The sequence below is a fragment of the Variovorax sp. PAMC 28711 genome (assembly GCF_001577265.1).
Taxonomy (GTDB): Bacteria; Pseudomonadota; Gammaproteobacteria; order Burkholderiales; family Burkholderiaceae_C; genus Variovorax.
This window is the reverse complement of sequence record NZ_CP014517.1, coordinates 211,386-233,773: the sequence shown is the minus strand read 5'-3', so window position 1 is coordinate 233,773 and position 22,388 is coordinate 211,386. Positions and strand designations below refer to the sequence as shown.

The following is a 22,388-nucleotide window of genomic DNA, read 5'->3' as shown; positions in this document are numbered from 1 at the left end:
GACGATCTAGAAGCGGCTTTCCGAAAGGACTGGTTTGTCGCTGCCCACGTTCATCGCGATGGAAGCTCGCGATCGTCACCGAAAGCATGCGCACTCGCTGCATTGAGCAGTTCGATGCAGATGCGGTGTTCGACAAATCGACCGAAATCGACGCCTTGCTCGGCTACTGCCTGCAGCTTCAAGGCCCGACCTGAGGGCGCCAGCGCCCTGCAATGAGCGAGCTGCGGTGGTCGAGTCGCCGCAGGGGCTTTTCAGCGCTTGAGTTCGCTGCCCCCGATGTAGATGCGATTGAACACCGGTGTGATGACGAGCTCGTTGATGCACACGTGAGGCGGCATGTCGGCGATGAAGCGAATGGTGCGGCCGAGATCGTCTTCCTGCAGCATCAACGCCTTGTCCTCGGCACTCGGTTCGACCGGACGCTGCTTCAGGATCGGCGTCGCCACTTCGCCCGGGCAGAGCGCCGTCGCACGCAGGCCGTTCACGCATTCCTCGATGTTGAACGAATGCGTGAGCGCCATCAGCCCTGCCTTGCTCGCGATGTACGCCGGGCCGGTGAGGTAGCTGAAATGCCAGCCCGCGAACGACGCCACGTTGATGACGGTGCCGCGGCGCCGCGCCTGCATGCCCTTGAGCACCGCGAGCGTGCAGAAGGTGGCGCCGTTCAGGTTGATGGCCATCACCTTCTCGAAGGTGGCGGCGTCGGTTTCTTTCCAGAAGCGCTTGGGGAAGTTCACGCCCGCGCTGTTGACGAGGATGTCGACGCCGCCGTGCGCAGCTTCGATGGCCTGCGCCACGCGTTCGACGGCGACGCGGTCCGACACGTCCAGCGCCATCGCGGTGAGGCTGCCGGCCGGCGCGCCGCGTGCGGTGGCGTCGGCCAGCGCAGCGTCGAGCTTGCCCGCATCGCGGCCCGAGATCACGACGCGGCAACCCGCGCGCGCGAGCTCGATTGCGCCGGCGAGCCCGATGCCGCTGCCACCGCCGGTGATCCAGGCGGTTTGTCCTTCAATGGTCGTGGCGTTCATGGCGTGGGGTCCCGGGTGGATTCGTACAGTCCGACGGGCACGCAACTGCAGAACAGGTTGCGGTCGCCATAGACGTTGTCGACGCGGCCGATCGGCGGCCAGTACTTGGATTGCGTGAGCGAGGTGAGCGAGGTGAGCGGAAAGGCGCCGAGCTCGCGTGAATAGGGCCGCGTCCACTCGCTGCCGAGCAGGCTGGCGGCCGTGTGCGGCGCGTGGCGCAGCGGGTTGTCGTCCTGCGGCCAGACACCTTCCTCGATGCGACGGATCTCTCCGCGGATGGCGATCATCGCGTCGATGAAACGATCGAGTTCGGCCAGCGGCTCGCTCTCTGTCGGCTCGACCATCAGCGTGCCGGGCACCGGGAAGCTGAGCGTCGGCGCATGGAAGCCATAGTCGATCAGCCGCTTGGCCACGTCTTCGGCCGACACGCCGCTGGTGTCCTTGAGCGGGCGCAGGTCGAGGATGCACTCGTGCGCGACATGGCCGTTCGGGCTGGCATAAAGCGTCGTGTAGTGGTCCTTCAGGCGTGCGCTGATGTAGTTGGCGCTGAGGATCGCCGTTTCGGTCGCGGCCTGCAGGCCGTCGGCGCCCATCATGCGGCAGTACATCCAGCTGATCGGCAGCACGGCGGCGTTGCCGAGCGGCGCAGCCGATACGGCACCGACCACCGAACTTTCGCCTTGCGCGGTCACGTGCCCCGGCAGGAAGGGCACGAGGTCTTCGACCACGCACACCGGACCCACGCCGGGTCCGCCGCCGCCGTGCGGAATGCAGAAGGTCTTGTGCAGGTTCAGGTGACTCACGTCGCCCCCGAACTCGCCGGGCGCAGCGACGCCGACCAGCGCGTTCATGTTGGCGCCGTCGACGTACACGCGGCCACCGTGCGCGTGCACGAGTTCGCAGAGTTCCTTCACGCGCGTCTCGAACACGCCGTGCGTGCTGGGGTAGGTGATCATCACCGCGGCCAGCTGGGCGCTGTGCTTTTCGCAGGCGCGCTGCAGGTCGTCCATGTCGACGTTGCCCTGCGTGTCGCAGGCGGTGACGACCACCTGCAGCCCGGCCATCTGCGCGCTCGCCGGATTGGTGCCGTGCGCCGACGACGGGATCAGGCAGATGTCGCGCTGGCCGTCGCCGCGTGATTCGTGGAAGGCCTTGATCGCAAGCAGGCCGGCGTACTCGCCTTGCGAGCCGGCGTTGGGTTGCAGGCTGATGCCGGCGTAGCCGGTCGCTTCGCAGAGCCAGTCGCGCAGTTGCTGGTCGAGCTCAGCGTAGCCCGCGAGCTGATCGGCCGGCGCGAAGGGGTGAATGTCGGCGAACTCGGGCCAGGTGATCGGGATCATCTCGCTCGTGGCATTGAGCTTCATGGTGCAGCTGCCGAGCGGGATCATGCTGCGGTCGAGGGCGAGGTCCTTGTCGGAGAGGCTGCGGATGTAGCGCAGCATCGCGGTCTCGCTCTTGTGCGTGTTGAACACCGGGTGCGTGAGGAACGCGCTGGTGCGGCGCAGGTCTGCCGGGATGCGCGTCGTCGCAACTTCGGCCAGCAGTTCAAAGCGCGGCATGGCCACGCCCTGCGGCACGAACAGCGCCCACAGCGTTTCGATGTCGGTCCGCGTCGTCGTCTCGTCGAGCGAAATGCCGAGGTGCTGCTGTAGCCGATGGCGCAGGTTGAAGCTGGCGGCGGCCGCGCGTTCGAGCACCTGGGCGGTATCGTCGCCGCTCTTCACAGTGAGTGAGTCGAACGCCGTGCGGTTGACCAGCTCGCGGCCCATCTGCTCCAGCCCCTGCGCCAGGATCGACGTGAGGGCCGCCACGCGTTGCGCGATGCGGGTGAGCCCGGCAGGGCCGTGATAAACGGCATACATGCTCGCCACCACGGCCGGCAACACCTGTGCCGTGCAGATGTTCGACGTGGCCTTCTCGCGGCGGATGTGTTGCTCGCGCGTTTGCAGCGCGAGCCGGTAGGCCGGGGCACCGTGCGCGTCGACGCTGACGCCGACCAGCCGGCCCGGCAGCGAGCGCTTGAATGCATCGCGACACGCCAGGTAGGCCGCGTGCGGGCCGCCATTGCACAGCGGCATGCCGAAGCGCTGGGTGGTGCCGCACACGATGTCGGCGTCCCACTCGCCGGGCGGCGCGAGCAGGGTGAGCGCGAGCAGGTCCGCGGCCACGCAGAACGCGGCGCCGACCTGGTGCGCATGGCCGGCCAGTGGTCGGAGGTCGTGCACCTGGCCGGTGGTGCCGGGGTATTGCGCGAGCGCACCGAAGAATTCGCCGCTCGCCATCAGGTGCGGCAATGTTTCGGCGGCGGTGCTGATCTTCAGTTCGATGCCCAGCGGCCCGGCGCGCGTGCGCAGCACTTCGATGGTTTGCGGGTGGCAGTCGCCGGCCACGAGGAACACGTTGCTCTTGCTTTTCACGCTGCGTTTGGCCAGCGTCATGGCTTCGGCCGGCGGTGGCCTCGTCGAGCATCGACGCGTTGGCGATCGCCATGCCGGTGAGGTCGCACACCATCGTCTGGAAGTTGAGCAGCGCTTCCATGCGGCCTTGCGAAATTTCGGCCTGGTAGGGCGTGTAGGCCGTGTACCAGGCGGGGTTCTCCAGGATGTTGCGCAGGATGACGCCGGGCGTGTGCGTGCCGTAGTAGCCCTGCCCAATGAAGTTGCGCGCCACCTTGTTCTTCGACGCGATGGTCTTCAGTTCTGCGAGCGCTGCCGCTTCGCTCACGGGCGCCGGCAGGTCCATCGGCTTCGACCGCCGGATGGCGGGCGGCACGATGCCGTCGATCAGTGCCTTGCGGGTCTTCGCGCCGATGACGGGCAGCATGCGCGCTTCGTCCGCGGCTTCGATGCCGATGTGGCGCGCGATGAATTCGTCGGCGTTTTCGAGGTCGCGCAGTGAGGGCAGGGGGGTCATCGGCAGGGCCATGGGATCGGGTCAGTTGTCTTCGGCGAACTTGTCGTAGGTGGGTGCGTCCATGAGCGCATCGACTTGGGCCGGTTCGCTCAGCTTGACCTTGAAGAACCAGCCGGCCGCCAGCGGATCGCTGTTGGCGAGCGACGGGTCGGCGCGCAGCGCCTCGTTCACTTCGGTGATCTCGCCCGACACGGGCATGAAGACATCGGCCGCGGCCTTGACCGATTCGACGACGCCGGCCACTTCGCCCTGCGCGAAGGTCTTGCCGATTTCGGGCAGGTCGACGAACACCACGTCGCCCAGCGCATCCTGCGCGTGCACGGTGATGCCGACGGTGGCGGCATCGCTGCCGGTGGACTGGACCCACTCGTGGTCCTTGGTGTATTTGACGGTCATGAGAAATGCTCCTGGAAAAAATGGTCAGCCGCGGTAGTAGCGCGTCGGGACGAAGGGAAGGGTGGTCACTTCCATCGGCACGGGCTTGCCGCGGACGATGGCCTGCAGCCGGGTGCCGGGCTCGGCATAGGCCAGCGCGACATAGGCCATGGCGATCGGCCGATCCGCCGTGGGGCCGAGCAGCCCGCTGGTCACCTGGCCCACGGCCAGGCCGCCCTCGAAGGATTCGAGCAGCGTGCCGTCGCGCACCGGAATGCGTTCGAGCGCGACCAGCCCCACGCGTTTGCGTTTCAGCGTGTGATGGTCCGAATGGCCGGCCGCGCCGGTCGATGCGGTGAGCTGCGCGAGCACCTTGGCCGCACCGGGAAAGCCGCCTTCGCGCGCACCGCCGGCGCGCCGCACCTTGTGCATCGCCCAGTTGAGCGAGGCCTCGACCGGCGTGGTGGTGGTGTCGATGTCGTTGCCGTAGAGGCAGAGGCCCGCTTCGAGCCGCAGCGAGTTGCGCGCACCAAGGCCGACGGGTTTGACTTCCGGCTGCGCAAGCAGCAGGCGGGCCAGTGTGTCGGCCTGGTCACCGGCAACGGAGATCTCGAACCCGTCTTCGCCGGTGTAGCCGCTGCGGGTGACGCAAGCCGGAATCCCGCCGATCTGCACGGCAGCGCCCGTCATGAAGACGAAGCGGTCGATGCCGGGCGACAGGCGCGCCAGCGTCGCTGCGGCCTGCGGGCCCTGCAGCGCGAGCAGCGCGTGGTCCGGCAAGGTCTGCACGTCGCAGCGCGCGCCGATCTTGTCGCGCAGGTGCGCGATGTCGTCGACCTTGCAGGCACCGTTGACGATCACGAAGAGCGAGTCGTGCCCTTCGTTGAAGAACATCAGGTCGTCGAGGATGCCGCCGTCGTCGTTGAGCAAGAGGCCGTAGCGCTGCTTGCCGGGCGCAAGGCCGATCACGTCGACCGGCATCAGCGTCTCGAGGGCGGCTGCGGCTTCGGGGCCGATGAGGCGCAACTGGCCCATGTGCGAAATGTCGAAAAGGCCCGCCGCGGTGCGTGTGTGCCGGTGCTCGGCTATCAGGCCGGCCGGGTACTGCACCGGCATCGAGTAGCCCGCGAAAGGCACCATCCGCGCGCCGAGTTCGACGTGCAGGTCGTGCAGCGGGGTTGTGAGCAAGGTGTCAGAGGGAGCAGCCATGGGACAGGTTCCAGCGCAAAGGGGCAGTCTAAATCGGCGGCTCGCGCCATGCGACGCCGCGAATTTTCGCCGCACCCGGATGAATGGCCGCCAAGTATCGGTGGGTGCGAAGAAAAGCATCACGGCGCGCGTCGCCGCGTGGACTCGATCAGCGATTTCCGAAGCCAGGCCACACCCGGGTCTCGATGAACACGCGCATGCCAGATTTGACGGTAGGAGAAGGTGGGCGCAGTCGCAGGGAGCGCCATGACGGCAAGCGCACCGCTTGACGACAAATACATCGCCGCGCGACGCGGAAGCAGCATGACCCGGTCGGAGTCGCCAATCAGCGCGGCGGCGCTGGTGAAGTAAGGCACTTGCATGGCGATGCGGTGACTGCGCGCGCCCATGCGTTCGAGCACGTCGTCGGGCAGGTATTGCCGCCCGGCTGGGTAGCTTGCGGCAATGTGCGGGTAGCTTGCCAATTGCTCAATCAACTTGCGCCCGGTGGGGAGTGGGCGCTGTTGGGTCAAGGGGTGATCTGCGCGCAGCAACGCGGCGTAGCGCTCCTTGAACAGTTCGCGCGCGTGGAAGTCCGGGGGGAGCGGATCGTCTGCATACAGCGCAAGGTCGATGTGCCCTTGTTCCATTTCGGCAAGTGTTCCGTCGGTCCAAGGCTCAAAAACAAGTCGAAGCGCGGGCGCTGCCTTTCCGATTTGTAGCGACGCGGGGCCAGCCACTGCGAGCAGCCCGTAGTCTGTGGTCGCGATGCGAAGGGCTCGTGTGCTCGACGCCGGGTCAAACCCGGTGCGTTCAAACACCGCACGAACGGCATCGAGCGCCGTGCGCGCAAGCGGCGCCAGTGCCTCGGCGCGCGGCGTTGGAACGTACCCCTTTGCGGTTCGCACCAGCAAAGGGTCCCCAAGCGACTGGCGAAGGCGCGCAACCTGTCGACTGGTCGCGGGCTGGCTCAGGCCCAGGCGTTCGCCGGCCCGCGTGACGCTGCGGGTTTGCAGTAGCGCATCGAGCACGCGCAACAGGTTGAGATCCAGCGTTTCCAAGCCTCCATCGCCATCCGGTTCTTGCATGTTCATCATGCAAATTATGGGCTTTTCCGGATGGCGATATGTTTGGAAAATTGCGCGCTTCCAGTTCCACAACACCTGATCATGAATCGCAGAAGCGCCATGAAGCCCCTCGTTATCGCCGCCATGTCGCCAGCGGTCTTGCAAGCCCGTGCCGAAGAGTCGGGCGCCGCCAGCACGCCCGCGCATTTGCAGAACGCCAGCGCGGGCCCGTTCGCGACGCAGCCGTGGGGCGAGCATTCACGCATCGACGCGGGCAGCTACGCGGTGGAGCGGGTGCGCTACCCAAGTCAGGGCGTAGAGCTGGTGGGCAATGCCTTCGTGCCGCCTATCGCCGGGCGCAAGCCAGCCGTCGTTGTCATCGGGCCGGTGGCCTATGTCAAGGAGCAAGCGCCGCTTCAGTACGCAGCGCGTCTGGCGCGTGAGCGTTATGTCGCACTCGTCTTCGATCCACGCTTTCGCGGCGAGAGCGGCGGTGCCCCGAGAAACTTCGAATCCCGTCGGGCGAAGGTCGAGGATCTGCGAGCGAGCATCGACTATCTGGCGGCCCGCCCGATGTCGACCCGGAACGCATCTACGTGCTGGGCATTTGCCAAGGCGCCAACTGGGCCATCGAAGCGACCACACTGGACACGCGTGTGCGGGCGCTCGGCGTTGTGGCGGGCCATTACCTCGTGCCCGAAACGGCGGCGCTGTACCTGGGGTCTCAAGAGGAAATTGCCGATCGCTTGAGGCGTGCGGCTACCGCACGTGCCGCCTTCGAAAAAAGCGGTGAAGTGCGCTACATCCCGATCGTGAGCGCGACCGATGCACAGGCGCTGCTCAAGGCCCCTGTGATCCGGCAGTTCTACGAGCGCTGGGCCGATCGCGGCGCTTTCTGGAACTTCCATGGGCTGTGGGAGAACCGCATCACGGCCATGAGCGAAGCAGACATCTGGGGCCACCACGTCGATGAAGTGATCCGCAAACTTGAAACGCCGACGCTCATGGTGCACGCCAACCTTGCGGCGAGTGGGCCCGTCATTCCCCGAAAGATGTTCGAGCAGATTCCCGCCGCCAAAAAAGAACTGCTCTGGATGGGCGACAAGAACCAGATGCAGTTCTACGAAGACCCGATCACCATCGATCGGGTGGTGCCGCAGCTGGCACGCTTTTTCCGTTCTACATAAAAAGGGCTCCCGCATGATCCAAAAAAATGTGTACGCCGTGGTTGGCGCATCCGGCCAAACCGGCTCGGTTGTTGCGCGGACTTTGTTGGCGGGCGGGCACGCTGTGCGTGTCGTGCTTCGGCAAGAAAGCACCGTCGAGAGTTGGCGCGACCTAGGTGCCGACATCGCCTTGGCAGACGTCGGTGACGTGGCGGCCATCACCGAGGCCTTTCAAGGCTGCGCCGGCGCCTATTTACTGAACCCGCCTGCCTACCAGGACGCCGATCTTTTCGCGCGCGCCCACCATGCGCATGCAGCCATGGTTGCCGCCGTGCGGTCCGCGAAGGTGCACCGCATCGTTGCGCTCTCATCGGTGGGCGGCCAGCATGCTCAGGGCACAGGCAACATCCAGACCACCTACGACTTTGAGCAGCAATTGAAAGCACTCGACGGCGAGTTTGATGTGGCCGTGTTGCGGGCCGCGAACTTCATGGAGAACTGGATGTGGTTTGTTGCGCCAGTGAAGGCGCACGGGGTGCTGCCCTCCCTGTTCCAGCCGGCTTCCATGGCGTTTCCGAGCGTCAGCGTTTTGGACATCGGCCGCACGGCTGCATCCTTGTTGACCGACGGTGTGCCGGGTCGCCGCGTTGTCGAGCTGCATGGTCCTGCCGACAGCTCGCCGGTCGATGCCGCCCAAGTGCTGGCAGCGCTTCTGGGCCGTCCGGTGGAAGTCAGCGAGCCAGCGCGCGACACTTGGGCAGACAGCTTTGTCGCCAACGGGTTTTCTGCGCGGTCGAGCCAGGCGTTTTGCGAGATGTTTGACGGCTTCAACTCCGGCCACATCGCCTTCGAGGGCACGCATGAAACGCGACGCGGCACGGTGGGTCTGAGCGATGCGCTGGCGGCAAGCCTGCCGAGCCTGGCCAGTTCGGGCAATACGGACAAGCGCCATTGAGCATGTCCGGTAGGTTGCACCCTCTGACAGAGCCACGGCGCGCTGGCCACGAAGGCGGCCGACCGGGCGAATGGTCGCGCATCCAGGCATTGCACGCGGTCAGCGAACGCCACCGCCGTTCGCACGGTTGCGAGGCCTACACCTATTCCGACGGCGCCAGCCTGGTGGTGTTGTCTGCCGCCATGCACGCGCTGCGTGTTCTGGAGTTTGGAACCGCGTTGGGCTACACCGCCTGTTGTCTGGCGCACGGCAGCGCACGGGGCCACGTCGACACGGTGGAATTCGATGCAGCACACGTGGCGCTGGCCCGCGAGAACATCAAAAACCTGGGGTTTCAAAATCGCATCACGGTGCATGAAGGCGAGTTTGTGGCGGTGGCACAAACCTTCAGCGCAGACTACGACCTTGCCTTTTTCGACGGGTTTGCACCGACGCTTCCGCAGTTTCAATGCATGGAGCGGCTGCTCCGTCCCGGCGGCATGCTGATCACGACCAATCTGCAGCTCGGCGGCGATGCCGCGCTGTGGCGCCAGCTGCTCTCGGATGAACGCCGCTGGATGACCAGTGACATGGCAGAAGGTGGACGTACGGCCGTGAGCATCAAAACCGGGTGAAGCCGCGCGATCACCTCGCGCGGCGTTCCGAAGGTTGTGCGATCTACTTGGCGTACACCAAATCGCGCAGTGCCAGCGAAATCCACGGCACGTAGGTGATCACCATCAGGCAGGCCAGGATGACGAGCACGAACGGGATCAGGTGCTTGACGATGCGGTCGAGCGAGATGCGCGCCACCGTGCACGCCGCGAACAGGTTCACGCCGAAGGGCGGCGTGATCATGCCGAGCGCGAGGTTCACCACCATGACCAGGCCGAAATGCACCGGGTCGATGCCGAAATGCATCGCCACCGGCGCGAGGATCGGCGCCAGCACGATGATGGCTGCGCTGGTCTCGATGAACATGCCGATGAAGAACAGCGCCGCGTTCACGCCGAGCAGGAAGTAGGCGGGCGTCTTGAGCACGTCCTGCAGCCACACGCCGATCGCCTCCGGCACGCCCGCCCGCGTGAGCAGGAATGCGAACAGGCCCGCATTGGCGATGATGAACATGATCACGGCCGACGACAGCACCGACTTGCGCAGGATCAGGTACAGATCGGCCAGCCTGATCTCGCGGTAGATCACCACGCCGACGATGAGCGCATAGAACACCGCCACCGCCGACGCTTCGGTCGGCGTGAACACGCCGCCGTAGATGCCGCCCAGGATGATCACCGGCATCAGCAGTGCCCAGCCAGCCTGCCAGAGCGCCTTGCCGAAGGGCAGCCGCCCTTCGCCGTCGGTTTTGCCCCAGCCCTTCCACTTGCAGTACGCCCACACGAACAGCATGAGCGCGCCACTGATCAGGAGGCCGGGTCCGAAACCGGCAATGAACAGTTCGCCGATCGACACTTCGGCACTGACGCCGTACAGGATCAGCGGAATCGACGGCGGGATGATCACGCCGAGTTCCGCGCTGGTCGCCTGCAGTGCCGCCGCATAGCTGGTCGGGTAGCCGTGCTTGACCAGCGCAGGGATCAGGATGGCACCGATCGCGAACGTGGTGGCCACCGAAGAGCCCGACACGGCCGCGAAGATCATGCAGGTCAGCACGCAGGTCATCGGCAAGCCGCCCTGAACGCCGCCCACGATGCTCTTGGCGAATTCGACCAGCCGACGCGAGATGCCGCCGGTTTCCATCAGGTTGCCGGCCAGGATGAAGAAGGGGATGGCCGCCAGCGGAAACTTGTTGATCGAATTGAACATCTCCTTGGCGGAAATGAGCATGTTGGCGTTCGACACCTGCAGGCCGACGATGGAGGCGAGCCCGATCGAGACGGCCACGGAAACCGACAGTGCGAAGCACAACACCATCGTGACGATCATCGTCGGCGTCATTGCGCGGTCTCCAGTTCGAGCCGCTTGGGGTCGAGAAAATTGGCGGCGATGGCGATGAGGCTGAACACAGCGCCCACCGGCAGGGCCAGGTAGGCCCAGACCATCGAGATGCTCTCGAGCCCGGCCATGGACTGGACCCGGCCACGCATCGCGTAGTCCCATCCGTACCAGAGGATCACGAGCATCAAGGTGAGTGCGGCGATGCTGACCACCGCGTCGAGAACCCGCTTGATGCGCGGCGGACTCCAGCGGTGGAGCACGTCGACGCTGACCATGGCGCCCTGGCGGAAGGCCATCGGGATGCCGAGAAACACCATCCAGATCAGGCTCAACCTGATCAGGATTTCGCTCCACTCGGCGGGTTGCTCAAGGATGAAGCGCGTGACGATCTGGAACACGCCGAGGGCCGAGGCGATGACGAGCATCGCGCATGCTGAAACCATCGAGAAGCCGGTGGTCCAGCGCTCGATGCCAAGGAATTTTTCTTTCACTTGTAGTTGCGAATCTTGTCCAGGTTGGCCTTGCCGAACTGCTTCTCGAACTCTGCGTTGACAGGGGCCAGCACCGAGACGAAGCGGGGCTTGTCGACATTCTCGATCACCGTCACGCCCTGCTCCCGCAACATCTTCACGCCATTGGCATCGTCCTGGTCGACGCGGTCACGGTTGGCCTTCACGGCCACCTTGGCGGCTTCGAGGAAGGCCGTCTTGTCGGCTGCGCCGAGCTTGTCGAACATCTCCTTGTTCATGACGAAGATGCAGGGAGAGTAGACATGGCCGGTCAGGGACAGGTGCTTCTGCACCTGCGCGAACTTGGCAGACAGGATCACGGACAACGGATTCTCCTGACCGTCGACCGTGCCCTGCTGGAGCGCGGTGAACACTTCGGGGAATGCCATTGGCGTCGTGATGATGCCAAGCCCCTTGTAAGCGGCGATATGCACCGGATTTTCCATGGTGCGCATCTTCAGGCCCTTCAGATCCTCCGGTTCCTTCACGTCGCGCTTGCTGTTGGTCATGTGGCGGAAGCCGTTCTCGCCCCATGCCAGCGCCTTGAAGCCCTTGGCGTCGAACTTGCCAAGCAGGTCCTGGCCGATCGGGCCGTCGAGCACCGCGCGGGCGTGGGCCTTGTCGCGGAACAGGAAGGGGACGTCGAGGATCTTGGTTTCGGGCACGAAGTTGGGCACCGGGCCCGTCGACGAGAAAGCCAGCGCCTGCGTACCCAGCTGGACCGCTTCGATGGATTCGCGCTCACCGCCGAGCGAGCCGTTGTAGAAGGTCTCGATCTTGTAGCGGCCGCCGGTGCGGGCTGCGACTTCCTTGGCGAAGGTGTCGATGGCAACGCCCTGGTGGGAGTTCTGGGCGGTCGAGATGCTGATCTTCATCGCGGTTTGCGCGAAGGCGCCTGCACTCAGTGCGAGTGAAAGGCAGGCGGCGGCGATGTGGCCGATTTTCATGGTGTCTCCGGGAGTTGTTCGTCGGCGCGGAGTGCGCAACGGTCTGCCGCCGACTATGCCGCAACACCCCGTCTCGCCGCGTCGGGATTTTCACGGACATTCGCCAGCGCATGCCCGTGATCGGCCGGCATCACATGCCCACGTAGTTCGGCCCGCCGCCGCCTTCGGGCGTGACCCACACGATGTTCTGGGTCGGGTCCTTGATGTCGCAGGTCTTGCAATGCACGCAGTTCTGCGCATTGATCTGCAGGCGCTGCTTGCCCTCGGCGGCTTCGACGAATTCGTACACGCCGGCCGGGCAGTAGCGACTCTCGGGTCCGGCGAACTTCGCGAGGTTGATGTCGACCGGCACCGACGGATCTTTTAGCGTCAGGTGCGCCGGTTGCTGCTCTTCATGGTTCGTGTTGCTGATGAACACGCTGGAGAGCCGGTCGAAAGTGAGCTTGCCGTCGGGCTTGGGATAGACGATCGGTTTGCATTCAGAAGCCGGCTTCAGGTAAAGATGGTCCGGCTTGTTGCGATGCAGCGTCCAGGGGATGTTGCCCTTGAGCAGCCACTGCTCGATGCCGTTCATGAGCGTCGCGACAGTCAGGCCCTTCTTGAACCACGCCTTGAAGTTGCGCGCCTTCTTGAGCTCGGTGTACAACCAGCTCTTTTCGAACGCCGCCGGATAGGCGCTCAGTTCATCGTGCTGACGGCCTGCGCCGATGGCTTCGAAGGCTGCGTCGGCTGCCAGCATGCCGGTCTTGATCGCGGCATGGCTGCCCTTGATGCGGCTGACGTTGAGATAACCCGCCTCACAGCCGACCAGCGCGCCACCCGGGAACACTGTCTTGGGAAGCGACATCAGCCCGCCCGCCGTGATCGCGCGTGCGCCGTAGCCGATGCGCTTGGCCGGCTTGATGCCGTGCGCCTCGTCGCCTTCGAGGTACCAGCGGATGTTCGGGTGCAGCTTCCAGCGCTGCATTTCCTCGAACGGGCTCAGGTACGGGTTGCTGTAGTCGAGCCCGGTGATGAAGCCGAGCGTGACCTTGTTGTCTTCCATGTGATAAAGGAAGGCGCCGCCGTAGGTGTCGCTCTTCATGGGCCAGCCGGCGGTGTGCAGCACGAAGCCGGGCTGATGGCGTTGGGGATCGATCTCCCACACTTCCTTCACGCCGAGGCCGTAGGTCTGCGGGTCCTTGCCTTCGTCCAGCTTGAACTTCGAGATGAGCTGGCGGCCGAGGTGGCCGCGCGCGCCTTCGGCGAACACCGTGTACTTGCCGAGCAGTTCCATGCCGAGCTGGAAATTCTCGGTCGGCTCGCCGTCCTTGCCGACGCCCAGGTTGCCGGTCGCGACACCGCGTACCGACCCGTCTTCGTTGTAGAGCACTTCGGCGGCCGGGAAGCCCGGGAAGATTTCGACGCCGAGGTTCTCGGCTTGTTGGGCCAGCCACTTGGTGAAGGTGCCGAGGCTGATGATGTAGTTGCCGTGGTTCTGGAAGCACGCCGGCAGGAACATGTTCGGGGTGCGCAGGCCGGACTTTTCACCGAGGAACACCATGGCGTCGTCGGTCACCGGCTGGTTCAGCGGCGCGCCGAGTTCGCGCCAGTTGGGCAGCAGCTCGTTGAGCGCCTTCGGGTCCATGATCGCGCCCGACAGAATGTGTGCGCCCGGCTCCGAGCCCTTTTCGAGCACCACGACGGAAATTTCCTTCTCGTTGAGGGCGGCGAGCTGCTTCAGGCGGATCGCGGTCGACAGGCCGGCGGGCCCGCCACCGACCACGACCACGTCGTACTCCATGGCTTCGCGAGGGCCGAACTGGGCGAGGATTTCGTCGTGGGTCATGGGGGCTCGTCGATAATGTTTTGGAGGGTGCGCGGCACCCGGGATTCGAGAGATTTTATGCGGCGCGCCGGGCTTTGCACGTCGGCCATCGGCTTCACCTCCACGTCACATTCGCGACTCCAACCGGGATTTCTCTTCATGGCTTTCAGCATCGATCGATCCGGCCGAGTGGCCCTCCGGAGCAAAGCGAAGATCGCCGTCGACGACGGGCGGGTCGTCTGAAGCGGCACGCTCTCATTGGTATTGCGGCCGGCCTGGCGGCGGGTGCGTTGTGGGGCCTTGTGTTCGTTGTGCCCCGCATGGTCGGCCACATCGGCATGGTCGACATCGCGGCATCGCGATTTGCCGTGTTCGGGTTGATTTCTGCAGTGGCGGTGTTTGCCAGACCCGCTGCAGTGCGGTGGCCCACGTGGCGGCAGGCGCGCACCGCCGCCGCGCTGAGCCTGCTGGGTTTTACCGGCTACTACTTGCTGCTGGCTTTTTCGATCGAGGCGCTCGGTACCGCCGTGCCGAGCCTCGTGATCGGCACTATTCCGGTCTGGATGATGTTGCTCGGCAGGCCGGCCGGCCTTCGCTTGCGCTCGTTGCTCCCGGGATTGTTTCTCACCGCTGCGGGGATCGGATTGATGGTGGCGAGTGCATGGTCCGACGCAGGCGTTTCGAACGGTGGGCATTTTGGCGCTGGCCTCACGTTGGCAGTGCTGGCGATGGCGAGCTGGACCGTGTTCGGCCTGCTGAACGCCGCCTGGCTCAAGCACCATGCCGATGTGGCTGCCACGGACTGGGCTAACTGGCTTGGAATTTCCACGGGGCTCGGCGCGGTCGGGTTGTGGCTTGTCGCAGGGTCCGATGTGGCCGCGCTGCAGTCTCAGCCCAACGTCGGGCTCTTCTGGCTGCTTGCCCTGGCGGGCGGCATCGGATCATCCTGGCTGGCCACCATCCTGTGGAACGTTGCGAGTCAGCGTCTCTCGGCGAGTCTCTGCGGGCAACTGATCGTCAGTGAGACGCTGTTCGCACTGCTCTACTCTTTTGTATGGGACGGCCGATGGCCGCATGCGACCGAACTGGCCGCCGCAGCGCTCTTCGTCCTGGGCATCCTGGCATCGATCAAGGCACACCGATGAGAATTGAAATTCCGCACAAGAAGAAGCTCGTCTACGAGATGACCATCGCGATTCGCTGGGGCGACATGGACGCGATGGGGCACCTCAACAACGGCAGCTACTTTCGTTACCTCGAAACCGCGCGCATCGACTGGTTTCAGTCGCTCGGCCTCGATCCGTCGCCGGGCGGCGAGGGCATCGTGATCGTCAATGCGTTTTGCAACTTCTACCGCCAGCTCGAGTACCCGGGCAACGTGCTGTTGAAGATGTATGCGAGCGATCCGGCCCGCACCACCTTCGAAACCTGGGGCACCATGGCCCGGGCGGACGCGCCTGACGTGATCTGTGCGGCCGGCGGCGCGACCACCATCTGGGTCGATTTCCCCAAGCAGAAGGCGCTGCCGCTGCCCGACTGGCTGCGGTCACTCGTCACCGATTGAACGATCAGAAACCCGGCGCGGGTGTCAGCACGATGCGGGCCTCGAAGCCCGACACGCCACCGGCCGGTGGCGATCGGAGCACCAGTTGCGCATCGTGCTTGGCCACGATGGTCGACACGATCGACAGACCCAGCCCGTAGCCGGTGCGCTCGGCGCTGTGGCGTACATGGCGCAGTTGCAGGGTGCGCAGCTCGACGTCGTTCACACCCGGCCCCGAATCACGCACCACGAGCTGCCCGTCGGGCGTCGCCTCGATCTCCACCCGCGCGTCGCCCGCATAGTGCAGCGCGTTTTCCACGAGGTTGCGCAATGCGATGGCCAGCGCGTCGAAGTCGCCGAGCACGCGCGGGCCGGACCCGGTGTCCGGCACCGTGAGATCGAGCCGTCCGAGTGCACGCGGCTCCTGCCAGAACTCCTGCGCGACAGTCGCGACCAGTTGCACGAGATCGACCGGCTCGCGCCCCAACGACGCACCCGATTCGGCACGCGACAGCTGCAGCAACTTCTCGGCGCGGTGGCTCAGCGATTGCAGCGCGGTGAGCGCGGCCTCGACGTCGGTGCGCCGCAGGTCGTGGTCGAGCGCCGTTTGCAGGCGCAGCCGCGCGGCGGCCAGCGGTGTGCGCAGCTCATGCGCAGCGTTGGCGGCCAGCGCGCGTTCCACGTCGAGCGACTGTGCGAGCCGCTCCAGCAGGCGGTTCACATGATCGCCGACCAGGCTCAATTCCCCGGGCAGGCCGGGCAGCGCGATCGGCCGGAGGTCAGTGCCGCTGCGCTGGCCGATCTCGCCCGCCAGGCCCTGCAGGACCTTCAACTCATCGCGCGTGATGCGCGACAGCAGCAACGCGAGCAGCGGCAGCATGGCGCCGAGCAGCAGCAGCAGTCCGAACAACGTGCGATTGAGCGCGTCGCGCCGTTCGCTCAGCGGATCGGCGACCTGCAGGAACAATGGGCGCGAGGGATGTTTCACCGTGTAGATTCGCCACTCCTCGAGATTCGAAAAGCCAGAGGCGATCGGCACGTCGAAGGTGCCCGGTGGTGTCTCGGCCGAGCGCAGTAACACGCGCTCGTGCGAATCGACCACCTGGTAGATCACCGCCGCATCACGGAACAAAGGCGTCGGCGCGATGAGCGGCTTCGTCAGCGACGCCTCGGCTTGCCGGCGATCCAGTTCCTCTACCGCGAGATCGAACATGCGGTGCGACACCTCGACCAGTTCGTTGTCGAAGTTGTAGTTGATCTCCCGGTCCACGTACCAGACCACCGCCAGCACACTGAGCAGCCAGGCGCCACCGATCCACAGCACAAGCGTGCGTGTCAGTCGGCGCGACAACGTGTCGGCACCGCGCTGAAAGAAGGGCCGCGTGTTCATTCGCCGTCCAGTGAATAGACCAGGCGGTAGCCGAGGCCGCGCAAGGTCTGGATATGGGTGCGCCCGAGCTTGCGACGCAGTCGGCTGATGAAGACTTCGAGCGTGTTGCTGTCGGTGTCGTCGTCGAAGCCGTACAGCGCGTCCTGCAACGCCTCACGCGTGTGGATGCGGTCCGGACGCGTCGCCATCACACGCAGCAGCGCCCATTCTTTTTGCGTCAGCGTGACGGGCGCCCCGGCGCGGCGCACCAAGTCGCGCGCGAGGTCGATCTCGATGTTCCCGAGTTGCAGCAGCGGCGTGTTGCCGGCGCTGCGCCGGCGCTCGACCGCACGCAGGCGGGCCAGCAATTCGCCCGGGTCGTAGGGCTTGGTCAGGTAGTCGTCGGCGCCGGCGTCGAGGCCGCGGATGCGGTCGGTGACCTGGTCGCGCGCGGTGAGCACGATCACGATGGGGCGTTCCTTGAGCGCACGGATGGCCGGCAGCAGGGTCAGCCCGTCGCCGTCGCCCAGGTGCAGGTCAAGCAGCACGGCCGCGTACTGTGCCGAGATGAGCGCGCTGCGAGCCGCTGCCAGGCTGGGCACGTCGTCGACCACGAAGGCCTTGGCGCGCAGGTAGCCGCACACCGCCTCCGACAAGGCCACGTCATCTTCGACCAGCAATACGCGCACGCCAACCTCTCGGACCCAAAACCGGAAGTCTATCGGCTCGGCTTCAGGCTGCGTTCAGTCGAGGTGCCTACGCTCGCGCCTCGCATGACCCGTTTCAACCTTCGTGGCCCGCTCGTGGCCACCCTCGTCGCATTGGCCCTGGTGGTCGCATGGGACGCCTCCGGGCTCGATCTCGCAGCAGCGCAGTGGTTCGGTACGCCGAACGGCTTTCCGTGGCGCAGCAACCATCGCCTCATTCTCTGGATGCACGAAGTGCCGCGCTTCACGAGCTGGGCGCTGGTCATCGGCCTTTTCCTCGCGATCGGCTGGCCCGTCGGGGTCTTGCGGCGGCTCGACAAGGCCGCGCGGCTCCAGCTCGCCCTGACCGTGCTGGCCTCGGTGCTGGCCGTGTCGATGATCAAGACGCACAGCGCCACCAGCTGCCCCTGGGATCTCCGGCAGTTCGGCGGCATGGCGCGGCACGTCTCGCACTGGGCCTGGGGCGTGGATGACGGCGGGCCGGGCAAGTGCTTCCCCGCAGGCCATGCGTCGGCTGCCTTCGCGTACCTCGGGGGCTGGTTCGTTTTCCGCCGCGTGGCACCGCAGGTTGCATGGCTCTGGCTTGCGGTGGCGCTGGTCGTCGGGTTCGCGCTCGGTCTCGGCCAGCAGATGCGGGGCGCCCACTACATGAGCCACACTTTGTGGACCGCCTGGGTGTGCTGGGCCGTCGGGCTGGCAATGGACGTTGTGGCGACGGGCTGGCGTGGCCGCGCCTCGGCGGCGCGCATGCAGGCGAAGCTGAACCATTCCTGAGCGGCGCGTTCAGGCGGGGCTCAGGCCCGTTGAATAACGTCGCAGCATGCGCCGTCCTCTCACCCAATCCGTCACCGATTCGTCCGGTTCTGCGGTCGATCTTCCGGTTGCGCCAGCGTCCCGCTCGCTCCCCGCCTGGCTTGCCCGCATCGATGCGTGGATGGCCCGGCCTCGCAGCACGCGCAACGTCGTCCTCTGGCTCAGCGTGTACCTTGCCATTGCGGCCAACTGGCCGTTGTGGCTCGACCTGGCGCGCATCGGCGGTGCCCCCAGCGTGTACCTGCGCAGCGTGGGTGGCATGGCCTTGCTGTTGGTGGCCGGCACGGTCGCTTTGCTCTCGCTGACAGCCTGGTCGCGCTGGGTCAAGCCCCTGTGGTTTGCCATCGTGCTGCTGGCCGCCGTGGTGCAGCACTACATGCTGGCCTACCGCATCGTGATGGACCCCAGCATGCTGGCCAACGCCAGCCAGACCGATGCGCACGAGATCGGCGACCTGCTGAGCTGGCGCATGGTCTTCAATGTGATGCTGGTCACGGTACCGGCCGGCTGGTGGCTCTGGCGCGTGCGCATCGTGCCCATGCGCCTGTGGACGCAAACCTGGCGCAACCTCGCGCTGTGCGTCGGCGCGCTCGCGGTGGCCGTCGGCGGCGGCATGGCGATGAACCGCGAACTTGCGCCGCTCATGCGCAACAATGTGCACCTGCGCTACATGATGAATCCGCTGGCGACGCTGTATTCGGGCTCCACGGTAGCGTTGCGTCCGCTGCTCCAACACAGCCGCAAGCTCATTCCGATGACGGGTGGCGTGGCGCTCGGCGCCACTTACGCAGGGCAGGCGCGTCCGCCTTTGTTCGTGATCGTGGTCGGCGAGACCGCCCGTGCAGACCACTTCGCGCTCAACGGCTACGCGCGCGACACCACACCGGAGCTGGCCAAGCGCGATGTCTTGAGCTATCGCAATGTGCATTCGTGCGGTACCAACACGTTGGCCTCGGTGCCGTGCATGTTTTCACCGCTCGGCAAGACGGCGTTCGAGTCTCGCAAGGACGACTACGAGAACCTGCTGGATGTGCTTCAGGCCTCCGGCCTCGCTGTCTTCTGGATCGAGAACCAGGCGGGCTGCAAGGACGTCTGCAATCGCATCCCGAACGCGTTTGCCGTGAATGGCCTGTCGCCCGAAACGAAGGCCGCGCTGTGCGATGGTGACGAGTGCCTCGACCAGGCCCTGCTCAACGGGCTTGATGCGCGCCTCGCCGGTTTGCCAGCTGAGCGCCGCAACAAGGGGGTGGTGTTGGTGATGCACCAGATGGGAAGCCACGGCCCGGCGTACTACAAGCGCTCGCCCGCCGACGTGAAAGCGTTCAACCCCGAGTGCAAGAGCAATGCGCTGGCCGAGTGCGCGCACGCCGAGCTGCTGAACGGCTACGACAACTCGATCCGCAACACCGATCGCGTGCTCGCCAAAACCATCGACTGGCTCAAGTCGCAGTCCAAGACCTACGACACCGCCATGCTGTACCAGAGCGATCACGGTGAATCATTGGGCGAGTACGGGCTTTTTCTGCATGGCTTGCCGTACAGCATCGCGCCCGAAGTGCAGAAGCATGTTCCGCTCGTCGCTTGGTTCAGCGAAGGCATGCAGCAGCGCGAGAAGTTGTCGACGCGTTGTCTGCAGGGCAACCTCGACAAGGCCTACACGCATGACAACCTGTATCACACCGCCCTGGGTGTGATGGATGTGCAATCGCCGAGCTACAAGCCGGCGCTCGACATGTTCGCCGGATGCCGCACCGCCGGCTGAACTACCGGGCCCTGCCGTCCAGGTAGGGTTCGGGGTTCACCGCCACGCCTTTCTTTCGCACCTCGAAGTGCAGCTTGACGCGGTCGGTGCCGCTCTTGCCCATCTCGGCGATCTTCTGGCCCTGGCGCACCACATCGTTTTCCTTGACCAGTGCACGGTCGAGATTGGCGTAGGCCGTGAGGTAGGTTTCGTCGTGCTTCACGATGATCATCGTGCCGTACTGGCGCAGCGCGTCGCTCACGATCACCACGCGGCCGTCGCGCGACGCCACCACGGGATCGCCCTGGTTGCCGGCAATGTCCAGCCCCTTGCTCTGATTGCCGTCGAAACGCGCGATCGTCGGGCCGTTGGCGGGGCGAATGAAAGCCGACGGCGGTTTCGGTGCGGGCACCCCGGGCACCGGTTGCACGGATGGCGCGTTGGAGGGCAACGGCGTGGTCTGGCAGGCCACCAGTGCGGCGGCGGCGATCAGCACGAGGCCGGTGCGGATGACAAGAGTCGAGGGTTGCATGGGGCGATTGGAACGCAATCGGTGCGTTCAGGTTCCGTTGTAGCCCTTTTTTACCTCGTGGCTGTACGCAGTTGCGGCTGGCGCGCGAGCACTTCGTCACGCGGGCCGACATCCCGCACACGTCCTGATTCCATCAACACCACCGTGTCGAAATGGTCCAGCACGCTCAGCCGGTGGATCGACGCGATCAGGCACGCGCCAGGAAAATGCGCGGCGATTCGCGTGAGCACGCGCGCCTCGGTGGCGGCATCGAGCGCGCTGGTGGGTTCGTCGAGCAGCAGCAGCGAACTTCCCTCGGCCGCGAGCACGCCGCGCGCGAGGCACAGTCGTTGTCGCTGTCCGCCCGAGAGGTTGAAGCCGCGCTCGGTAAGCGGTGTGTCGAGGCTGCCGTTCATGGCGGCGAGCACCTCGTCGAACGCGCTGGCATGCAGTGCGGCGTCGAGCGATGCGTGTTCGTGCGCTTCGCCGAAGGTCAGGTTTTCGCGCACGCTGGCCTCGAAGACTTCGGTCTCCTGCGGGATCAGCGTGGCGAGCTTGCGCAGCGAGGCCCATTCGCGGAGAGGCGCGTCGTCGAAGGCGAGCGTCCCTTGCGTCGGGAGGTAGAGGCCGGCCAGCACCCGCAGCAGCGTGCTCTTGCCGCCGCCGCTCGGCCCGACCAGCGCGATGCGCTGCCCGCGCCGCAGGTCGAGCGTCACGTCGTGCAAACCGCCACCGCGCGAGGCGTCGGCGTAGCCCCAGCGCAGGCCGCGGATGGCGAGGTGTTTCCAGGGCGTCTCGCGGTCGATCGCTTGCGCGGCACCGGCTGGCGCCGAGGGCGTGTTCCACAGGGGTGCCGCGCTTTGAAAGTCGGTGTGCATGCGCGCGAAGCTCTGGAAGTTGGCCGCCATCGAACCGACGACCGACGCGGTTTGCTGCGCGTACTGGTAGATCATGAAGACGCCGCCCAGCATGACCGCCTGGCCCGGCGTGCGGGTCTGCCACACATAGAGCACGACCAGCGCCCAGGTCAGCGACAGGCCCATCAGGTCGACCGCGAACCACTTTCCTTCGTTGAGCACCACCGCGCGCTTGAGCGGCGCCGAGACCGCCGCCATGCGCCGGCCGAGCAGCGAGCGCGACGCCTGCTGCAGCCGCAGGCCGACCACCGTCGACGCGTTGCCGATGAAGTCGAGCAGGGCGGCCACGTAGCGGCGGTCGGCGTCGTTTTCGGTGCGGGCCAGCAACATGATCGCGCGGTCGAAGCGCAGGATGACGGCGGCGATCACCACGTAGCCGACCATCGCTGTCGCGCCGCTCACCGTCGAAAGCAATGCGAGCGCAATGAGCGGACCGACGAAGTTGACCGCGTTCTGCAGGTACACGAACTGGTTTTGCGCGAAGTCGGACAGTGCGCGGCTGGCCTGGTGAACGCGGTGCTGAAGTTCGCCCGAATGGTGGCCGTCGTGCCAGGTCAGCGGTGCGCCGGCGATGCGCGCGTAGAGCGTATCGGCCAGTGTTTCGCGCACCCGCACGCCGACGTTGCGCTCCAGCACGCGGCCTGGGCCATGCAGCAACCACGAGAAAAGATACACGCCGAGCAACAGCACGATCCAGCGACCCGACGCGGCGATTTCGCCGCGCTGAAGCGCATTGATGGCCTGGGCCGCAATCCACGGCATCGTGAGCCGGATGAGCTGCGACGCGGTGAGCAGCGCGCTCGCGCCGATGAGCTGGCCGCGGGCACCGGCGGCGTATTGCCAGAGCGCGCTGTATAGCTCGCGCACCGCGTTACCGGGTGCGAGGGCCGTCATCGG

20 protein-coding genes and 1 pseudogene are annotated in these 22,388 nt (G+C 65.7%); 8 read left to right on the top strand and 13 right to left on the bottom strand.

Annotated elements, in window-relative coordinates; genetic code table 11:
- Positions 1-251 precede the first annotated feature (251 nt).
- The 5 genes and pseudogenes from AX767_RS01255 to AX767_RS01235 all read right to left on the bottom strand — a co-directional run bounded on the left by AX767_RS01255 (position 252) and on the right by AX767_RS01235 (position 6,736).
- Complete coding sequence (locus AX767_RS01255) at positions 252-1,028, bottom strand: SDR family oxidoreductase (protein WP_068628002.1); 777 nt, start codon at positions 1,026-1,028, stop codon at positions 252-254.
- Positions 1,025-3,953, bottom strand: a pseudogene (gcvP, locus tag AX767_RS01250) (aminomethyl-transferring glycine dehydrogenase). The gene AX767_RS01255 and the pseudogene gcvP overlap by 4 nt, the downstream one beginning before the upstream one ends.
- A 9-nt stretch (positions 3,954-3,962) precedes the next feature.
- Positions 3,963-4,337, bottom strand: coding sequence for a glycine cleavage system protein GcvH (gene gcvH / locus AX767_RS01245; protein WP_068628001.1), 375 nt, complete (start codon positions 4,335-4,337; stop codon positions 3,963-3,965).
- Positions 4,338-4,361: 24 nt separating this feature from the next.
- Positions 4,362-5,525 carry a glycine cleavage system aminomethyltransferase GcvT gene (gene gcvT, locus AX767_RS01240; protein WP_068628000.1) on the bottom strand — a complete coding sequence of 388 codons (1,164 nt, stop codon included), beginning with the start codon at positions 5,523-5,525 and terminating at the stop codon, positions 4,362-4,364.
- 119 nt (positions 5,526-5,644) lie between these two features.
- Positions 5,645-6,736: a LysR family transcriptional regulator gene (locus AX767_RS01235; protein WP_210392532.1), complete on the bottom strand. Its 1,092-nt coding sequence runs from the start codon at positions 6,734-6,736 to the stop codon at positions 5,645-5,647.
- On the opposite strand from AX767_RS01235, the gene AX767_RS21485 reads away from it, so the two are divergent.
- From AX767_RS21485 to AX767_RS01220, 4 genes are read left to right on the top strand one after another with little or no spacing between them, the layout of a single operon-like run.
- Positions 6,692-7,321 carry an alpha/beta hydrolase gene (locus AX767_RS21485; protein WP_168164790.1) on the top strand — a complete coding sequence of 210 codons (630 nt, stop codon included), beginning with the start codon at positions 6,692-6,694 and terminating at the stop codon, positions 7,319-7,321. The two genes, AX767_RS01235 and AX767_RS21485, sit on opposite strands and share 45 nt — an antisense overlap.
- A 44-nt stretch (positions 7,322-7,365) precedes the next feature.
- Positions 7,366-7,758, top strand: a complete 393-nt coding sequence (locus tag AX767_RS01230; RefSeq protein WP_168164789.1) for a hypothetical protein — start codon at positions 7,366-7,368, stop codon at positions 7,756-7,758.
- Positions 7,759-7,771: 13 nt separating this feature from the next.
- Positions 7,772-8,692, top strand: coding sequence for an NmrA family NAD(P)-binding protein (locus AX767_RS01225; protein WP_068627997.1), 921 nt, complete (start codon positions 7,772-7,774; stop codon positions 8,690-8,692).
- 2 nt (positions 8,693-8,694) lie between these two features.
- On the top strand, positions 8,695-9,306 hold the full coding sequence (locus AX767_RS01220; protein ID WP_082754728.1) for an O-methyltransferase: 612 nt from the start codon (positions 8,695-8,697) through the stop codon (positions 9,304-9,306).
- Positions 9,307-9,349: 43 nt separating this feature from the next.
- On the opposite strand, the gene AX767_RS01215 is transcribed toward AX767_RS01220, so the two are convergent.
- The 4 genes from AX767_RS01215 to AX767_RS01200 form a co-directional block, all read right to left on the bottom strand.
- Entirely contained in the window at positions 9,350-10,627 is a 1,278-nt protein-coding gene (locus tag AX767_RS01215; protein ID WP_068627995.1) for a TRAP transporter large permease, read from the bottom strand.
- A complete protein-coding gene (locus AX767_RS01210) occupies positions 10,624-11,118 on the bottom strand; it encodes a TRAP transporter small permease (RefSeq protein ID WP_068627994.1) in 495 nt (164 codons plus the stop codon). The genes AX767_RS01215 and AX767_RS01210 overlap by 4 nt, the downstream gene beginning before the upstream one ends.
- Positions 11,115-12,083 carry a TRAP transporter substrate-binding protein gene (locus AX767_RS01205; protein WP_068627993.1) on the bottom strand — a complete coding sequence of 323 codons (969 nt, stop codon included), beginning with the start codon at positions 12,081-12,083 and terminating at the stop codon, positions 11,115-11,117. The genes AX767_RS01210 and AX767_RS01205 overlap by 4 nt, the downstream gene beginning before the upstream one ends.
- A 130-nt stretch (positions 12,084-12,213) precedes the next feature.
- Entirely contained in the window at positions 12,214-13,911 is a 1,698-nt protein-coding gene (locus AX767_RS01200; RefSeq protein ID WP_068627992.1) for an electron transfer flavoprotein-ubiquinone oxidoreductase, read from the bottom strand.
- Between the two features lie 299 nt (positions 13,912-14,210).
- Between AX767_RS01200 and AX767_RS01190 the strand changes: the two genes are divergently transcribed.
- Together AX767_RS01190 and AX767_RS01185 are read left to right on the top strand one after the other, a co-directional pair.
- Positions 14,211-15,035 (top strand): DMT family transporter, encoded by an 825-nt coding sequence (locus AX767_RS01190; RefSeq protein ID WP_443082762.1) that lies wholly within the window; start codon positions 14,211-14,213, stop codon positions 15,033-15,035.
- Positions 15,032-15,454, top strand: a complete 423-nt coding sequence (locus AX767_RS01185) for an acyl-CoA thioesterase (RefSeq protein WP_068627990.1) — start codon at positions 15,032-15,034, stop codon at positions 15,452-15,454. The genes AX767_RS01190 and AX767_RS01185 overlap by 4 nt, the downstream gene beginning before the upstream one ends.
- 4 nt (positions 15,455-15,458) lie before the next feature.
- Here the strand turns inward: AX767_RS01185 and AX767_RS01180 are convergent, their stop codons facing one another.
- Positions 15,459-16,823 (bottom strand): sensor histidine kinase, encoded by a 1,365-nt coding sequence (locus AX767_RS01180; protein ID WP_068627989.1) that lies wholly within the window; start codon positions 16,821-16,823, stop codon positions 15,459-15,461.
- Positions 16,820-17,491, bottom strand: a complete 672-nt coding sequence (locus AX767_RS01175; RefSeq protein ID WP_068627988.1) for a response regulator — start codon at positions 17,489-17,491, stop codon at positions 16,820-16,822. The genes AX767_RS01180 and AX767_RS01175 overlap by 4 nt, the downstream gene beginning before the upstream one ends.
- 114 nt (positions 17,492-17,605) lie before the next feature.
- Between AX767_RS01175 and AX767_RS01170 the strand changes: the two genes are divergently transcribed.
- On the top strand, positions 17,606-18,283 hold the full coding sequence (locus tag AX767_RS01170; protein WP_237288517.1) for a phosphatase PAP2 family protein: 678 nt from the start codon (positions 17,606-17,608) through the stop codon (positions 18,281-18,283).
- A 46-nt stretch (positions 18,284-18,329) separates the two neighbouring features.
- Positions 18,330-20,084 (top strand): phosphoethanolamine transferase, encoded by a 1,755-nt coding sequence (locus tag AX767_RS01165; RefSeq protein WP_068627986.1) that lies wholly within the window; start codon positions 18,330-18,332, stop codon positions 20,082-20,084.
- Position 20,085: 1 nt separating this feature from the next.
- Here the strand turns inward: AX767_RS01165 and AX767_RS01160 are convergent, their stop codons facing one another.
- Positions 20,086-20,595 carry a murein hydrolase activator EnvC family protein gene (locus AX767_RS01160; protein WP_068627985.1) on the bottom strand — a complete coding sequence of 170 codons (510 nt, stop codon included), beginning with the start codon at positions 20,593-20,595 and terminating at the stop codon, positions 20,086-20,088.
- Positions 20,596-20,645: 50 nt separating this feature from the next.
- Positions 20,646-22,385 (bottom strand): ABC transporter ATP-binding protein, encoded by a 1,740-nt coding sequence (locus tag AX767_RS01155; protein WP_068627984.1) that lies wholly within the window; start codon positions 22,383-22,385, stop codon positions 20,646-20,648.
- Between the last annotated feature and the right edge of the window lie 3 nt (positions 22,386-22,388).

Bases quoted from the DNA above. Each gene is read 5' to 3' on its own strand.
- gcvT (WP_068628000.1), bottom strand. From the start codon at position 5,525: ATGGCTGCTCCCTCTGACACCTTGCTCACAACCCCGCTGCACGACCTG.
- AX767_RS01190 (WP_443082762.1), top strand. From the start codon at position 14,211: ATGGTCGGCCACATCGGCATGGTCGACATCGCGGCATCGCGATTTGCC.
- AX767_RS01155 (WP_068627984.1), bottom strand. From the start codon at position 22,385: ATGACGGCCCTCGCACCCGGTAACGCGGTGCGCGAGCTATACAGCGCG.
- AX767_RS21485 (WP_168164790.1), top strand. From the start codon at position 6,692: ATGAAGCCCCTCGTTATCGCCGCCATGTCGCCAGCGGTCTTGCAAGCC.
- gcvH (WP_068628001.1), bottom strand. From the start codon at position 4,337: ATGACCGTCAAATACACCAAGGACCACGAGTGGGTCCAGTCCACCGGC.
- AX767_RS01200 (WP_068627992.1), bottom strand. From the start codon at position 13,911: ATGACCCACGACGAAATCCTCGCCCAGTTCGGCCCTCGCGAAGCCATG.
- AX767_RS01225 (WP_068627997.1), top strand. From the start codon at position 7,772: ATGATCCAAAAAAATGTGTACGCCGTGGTTGGCGCATCCGGCCAAACC.
- AX767_RS01160 (WP_068627985.1), bottom strand. From the start codon at position 20,595: ATGCAACCCTCGACTCTTGTCATCCGCACCGGCCTCGTGCTGATCGCC.
- AX767_RS01205 (WP_068627993.1), bottom strand. From the start codon at position 12,083: ATGAAAATCGGCCACATCGCCGCCGCCTGCCTTTCACTCGCACTGAGT.
- AX767_RS01215 (WP_068627995.1), bottom strand. From the start codon at position 10,627: ATGACGCCGACGATGATCGTCACGATGGTGTTGTGCTTCGCACTGTCG.
- AX767_RS01180 (WP_068627989.1), bottom strand. From the start codon at position 16,823: ATGAACACGCGGCCCTTCTTTCAGCGCGGTGCCGACACGTTGTCGCGC.
- AX767_RS01255 (WP_068628002.1), bottom strand. From the start codon at position 1,028: ATGAACGCCACGACCATTGAAGGACAAACCGCCTGGATCACCGGCGGT.
- AX767_RS01220 (WP_082754728.1), top strand. From the start codon at position 8,695: ATGTCCGGTAGGTTGCACCCTCTGACAGAGCCACGGCGCGCTGGCCAC.
- AX767_RS01185 (WP_068627990.1), top strand. From the start codon at position 15,032: ATGAGAATTGAAATTCCGCACAAGAAGAAGCTCGTCTACGAGATGACC.
- AX767_RS01165 (WP_068627986.1), top strand. From the start codon at position 18,330: ATGCGCCGTCCTCTCACCCAATCCGTCACCGATTCGTCCGGTTCTGCG.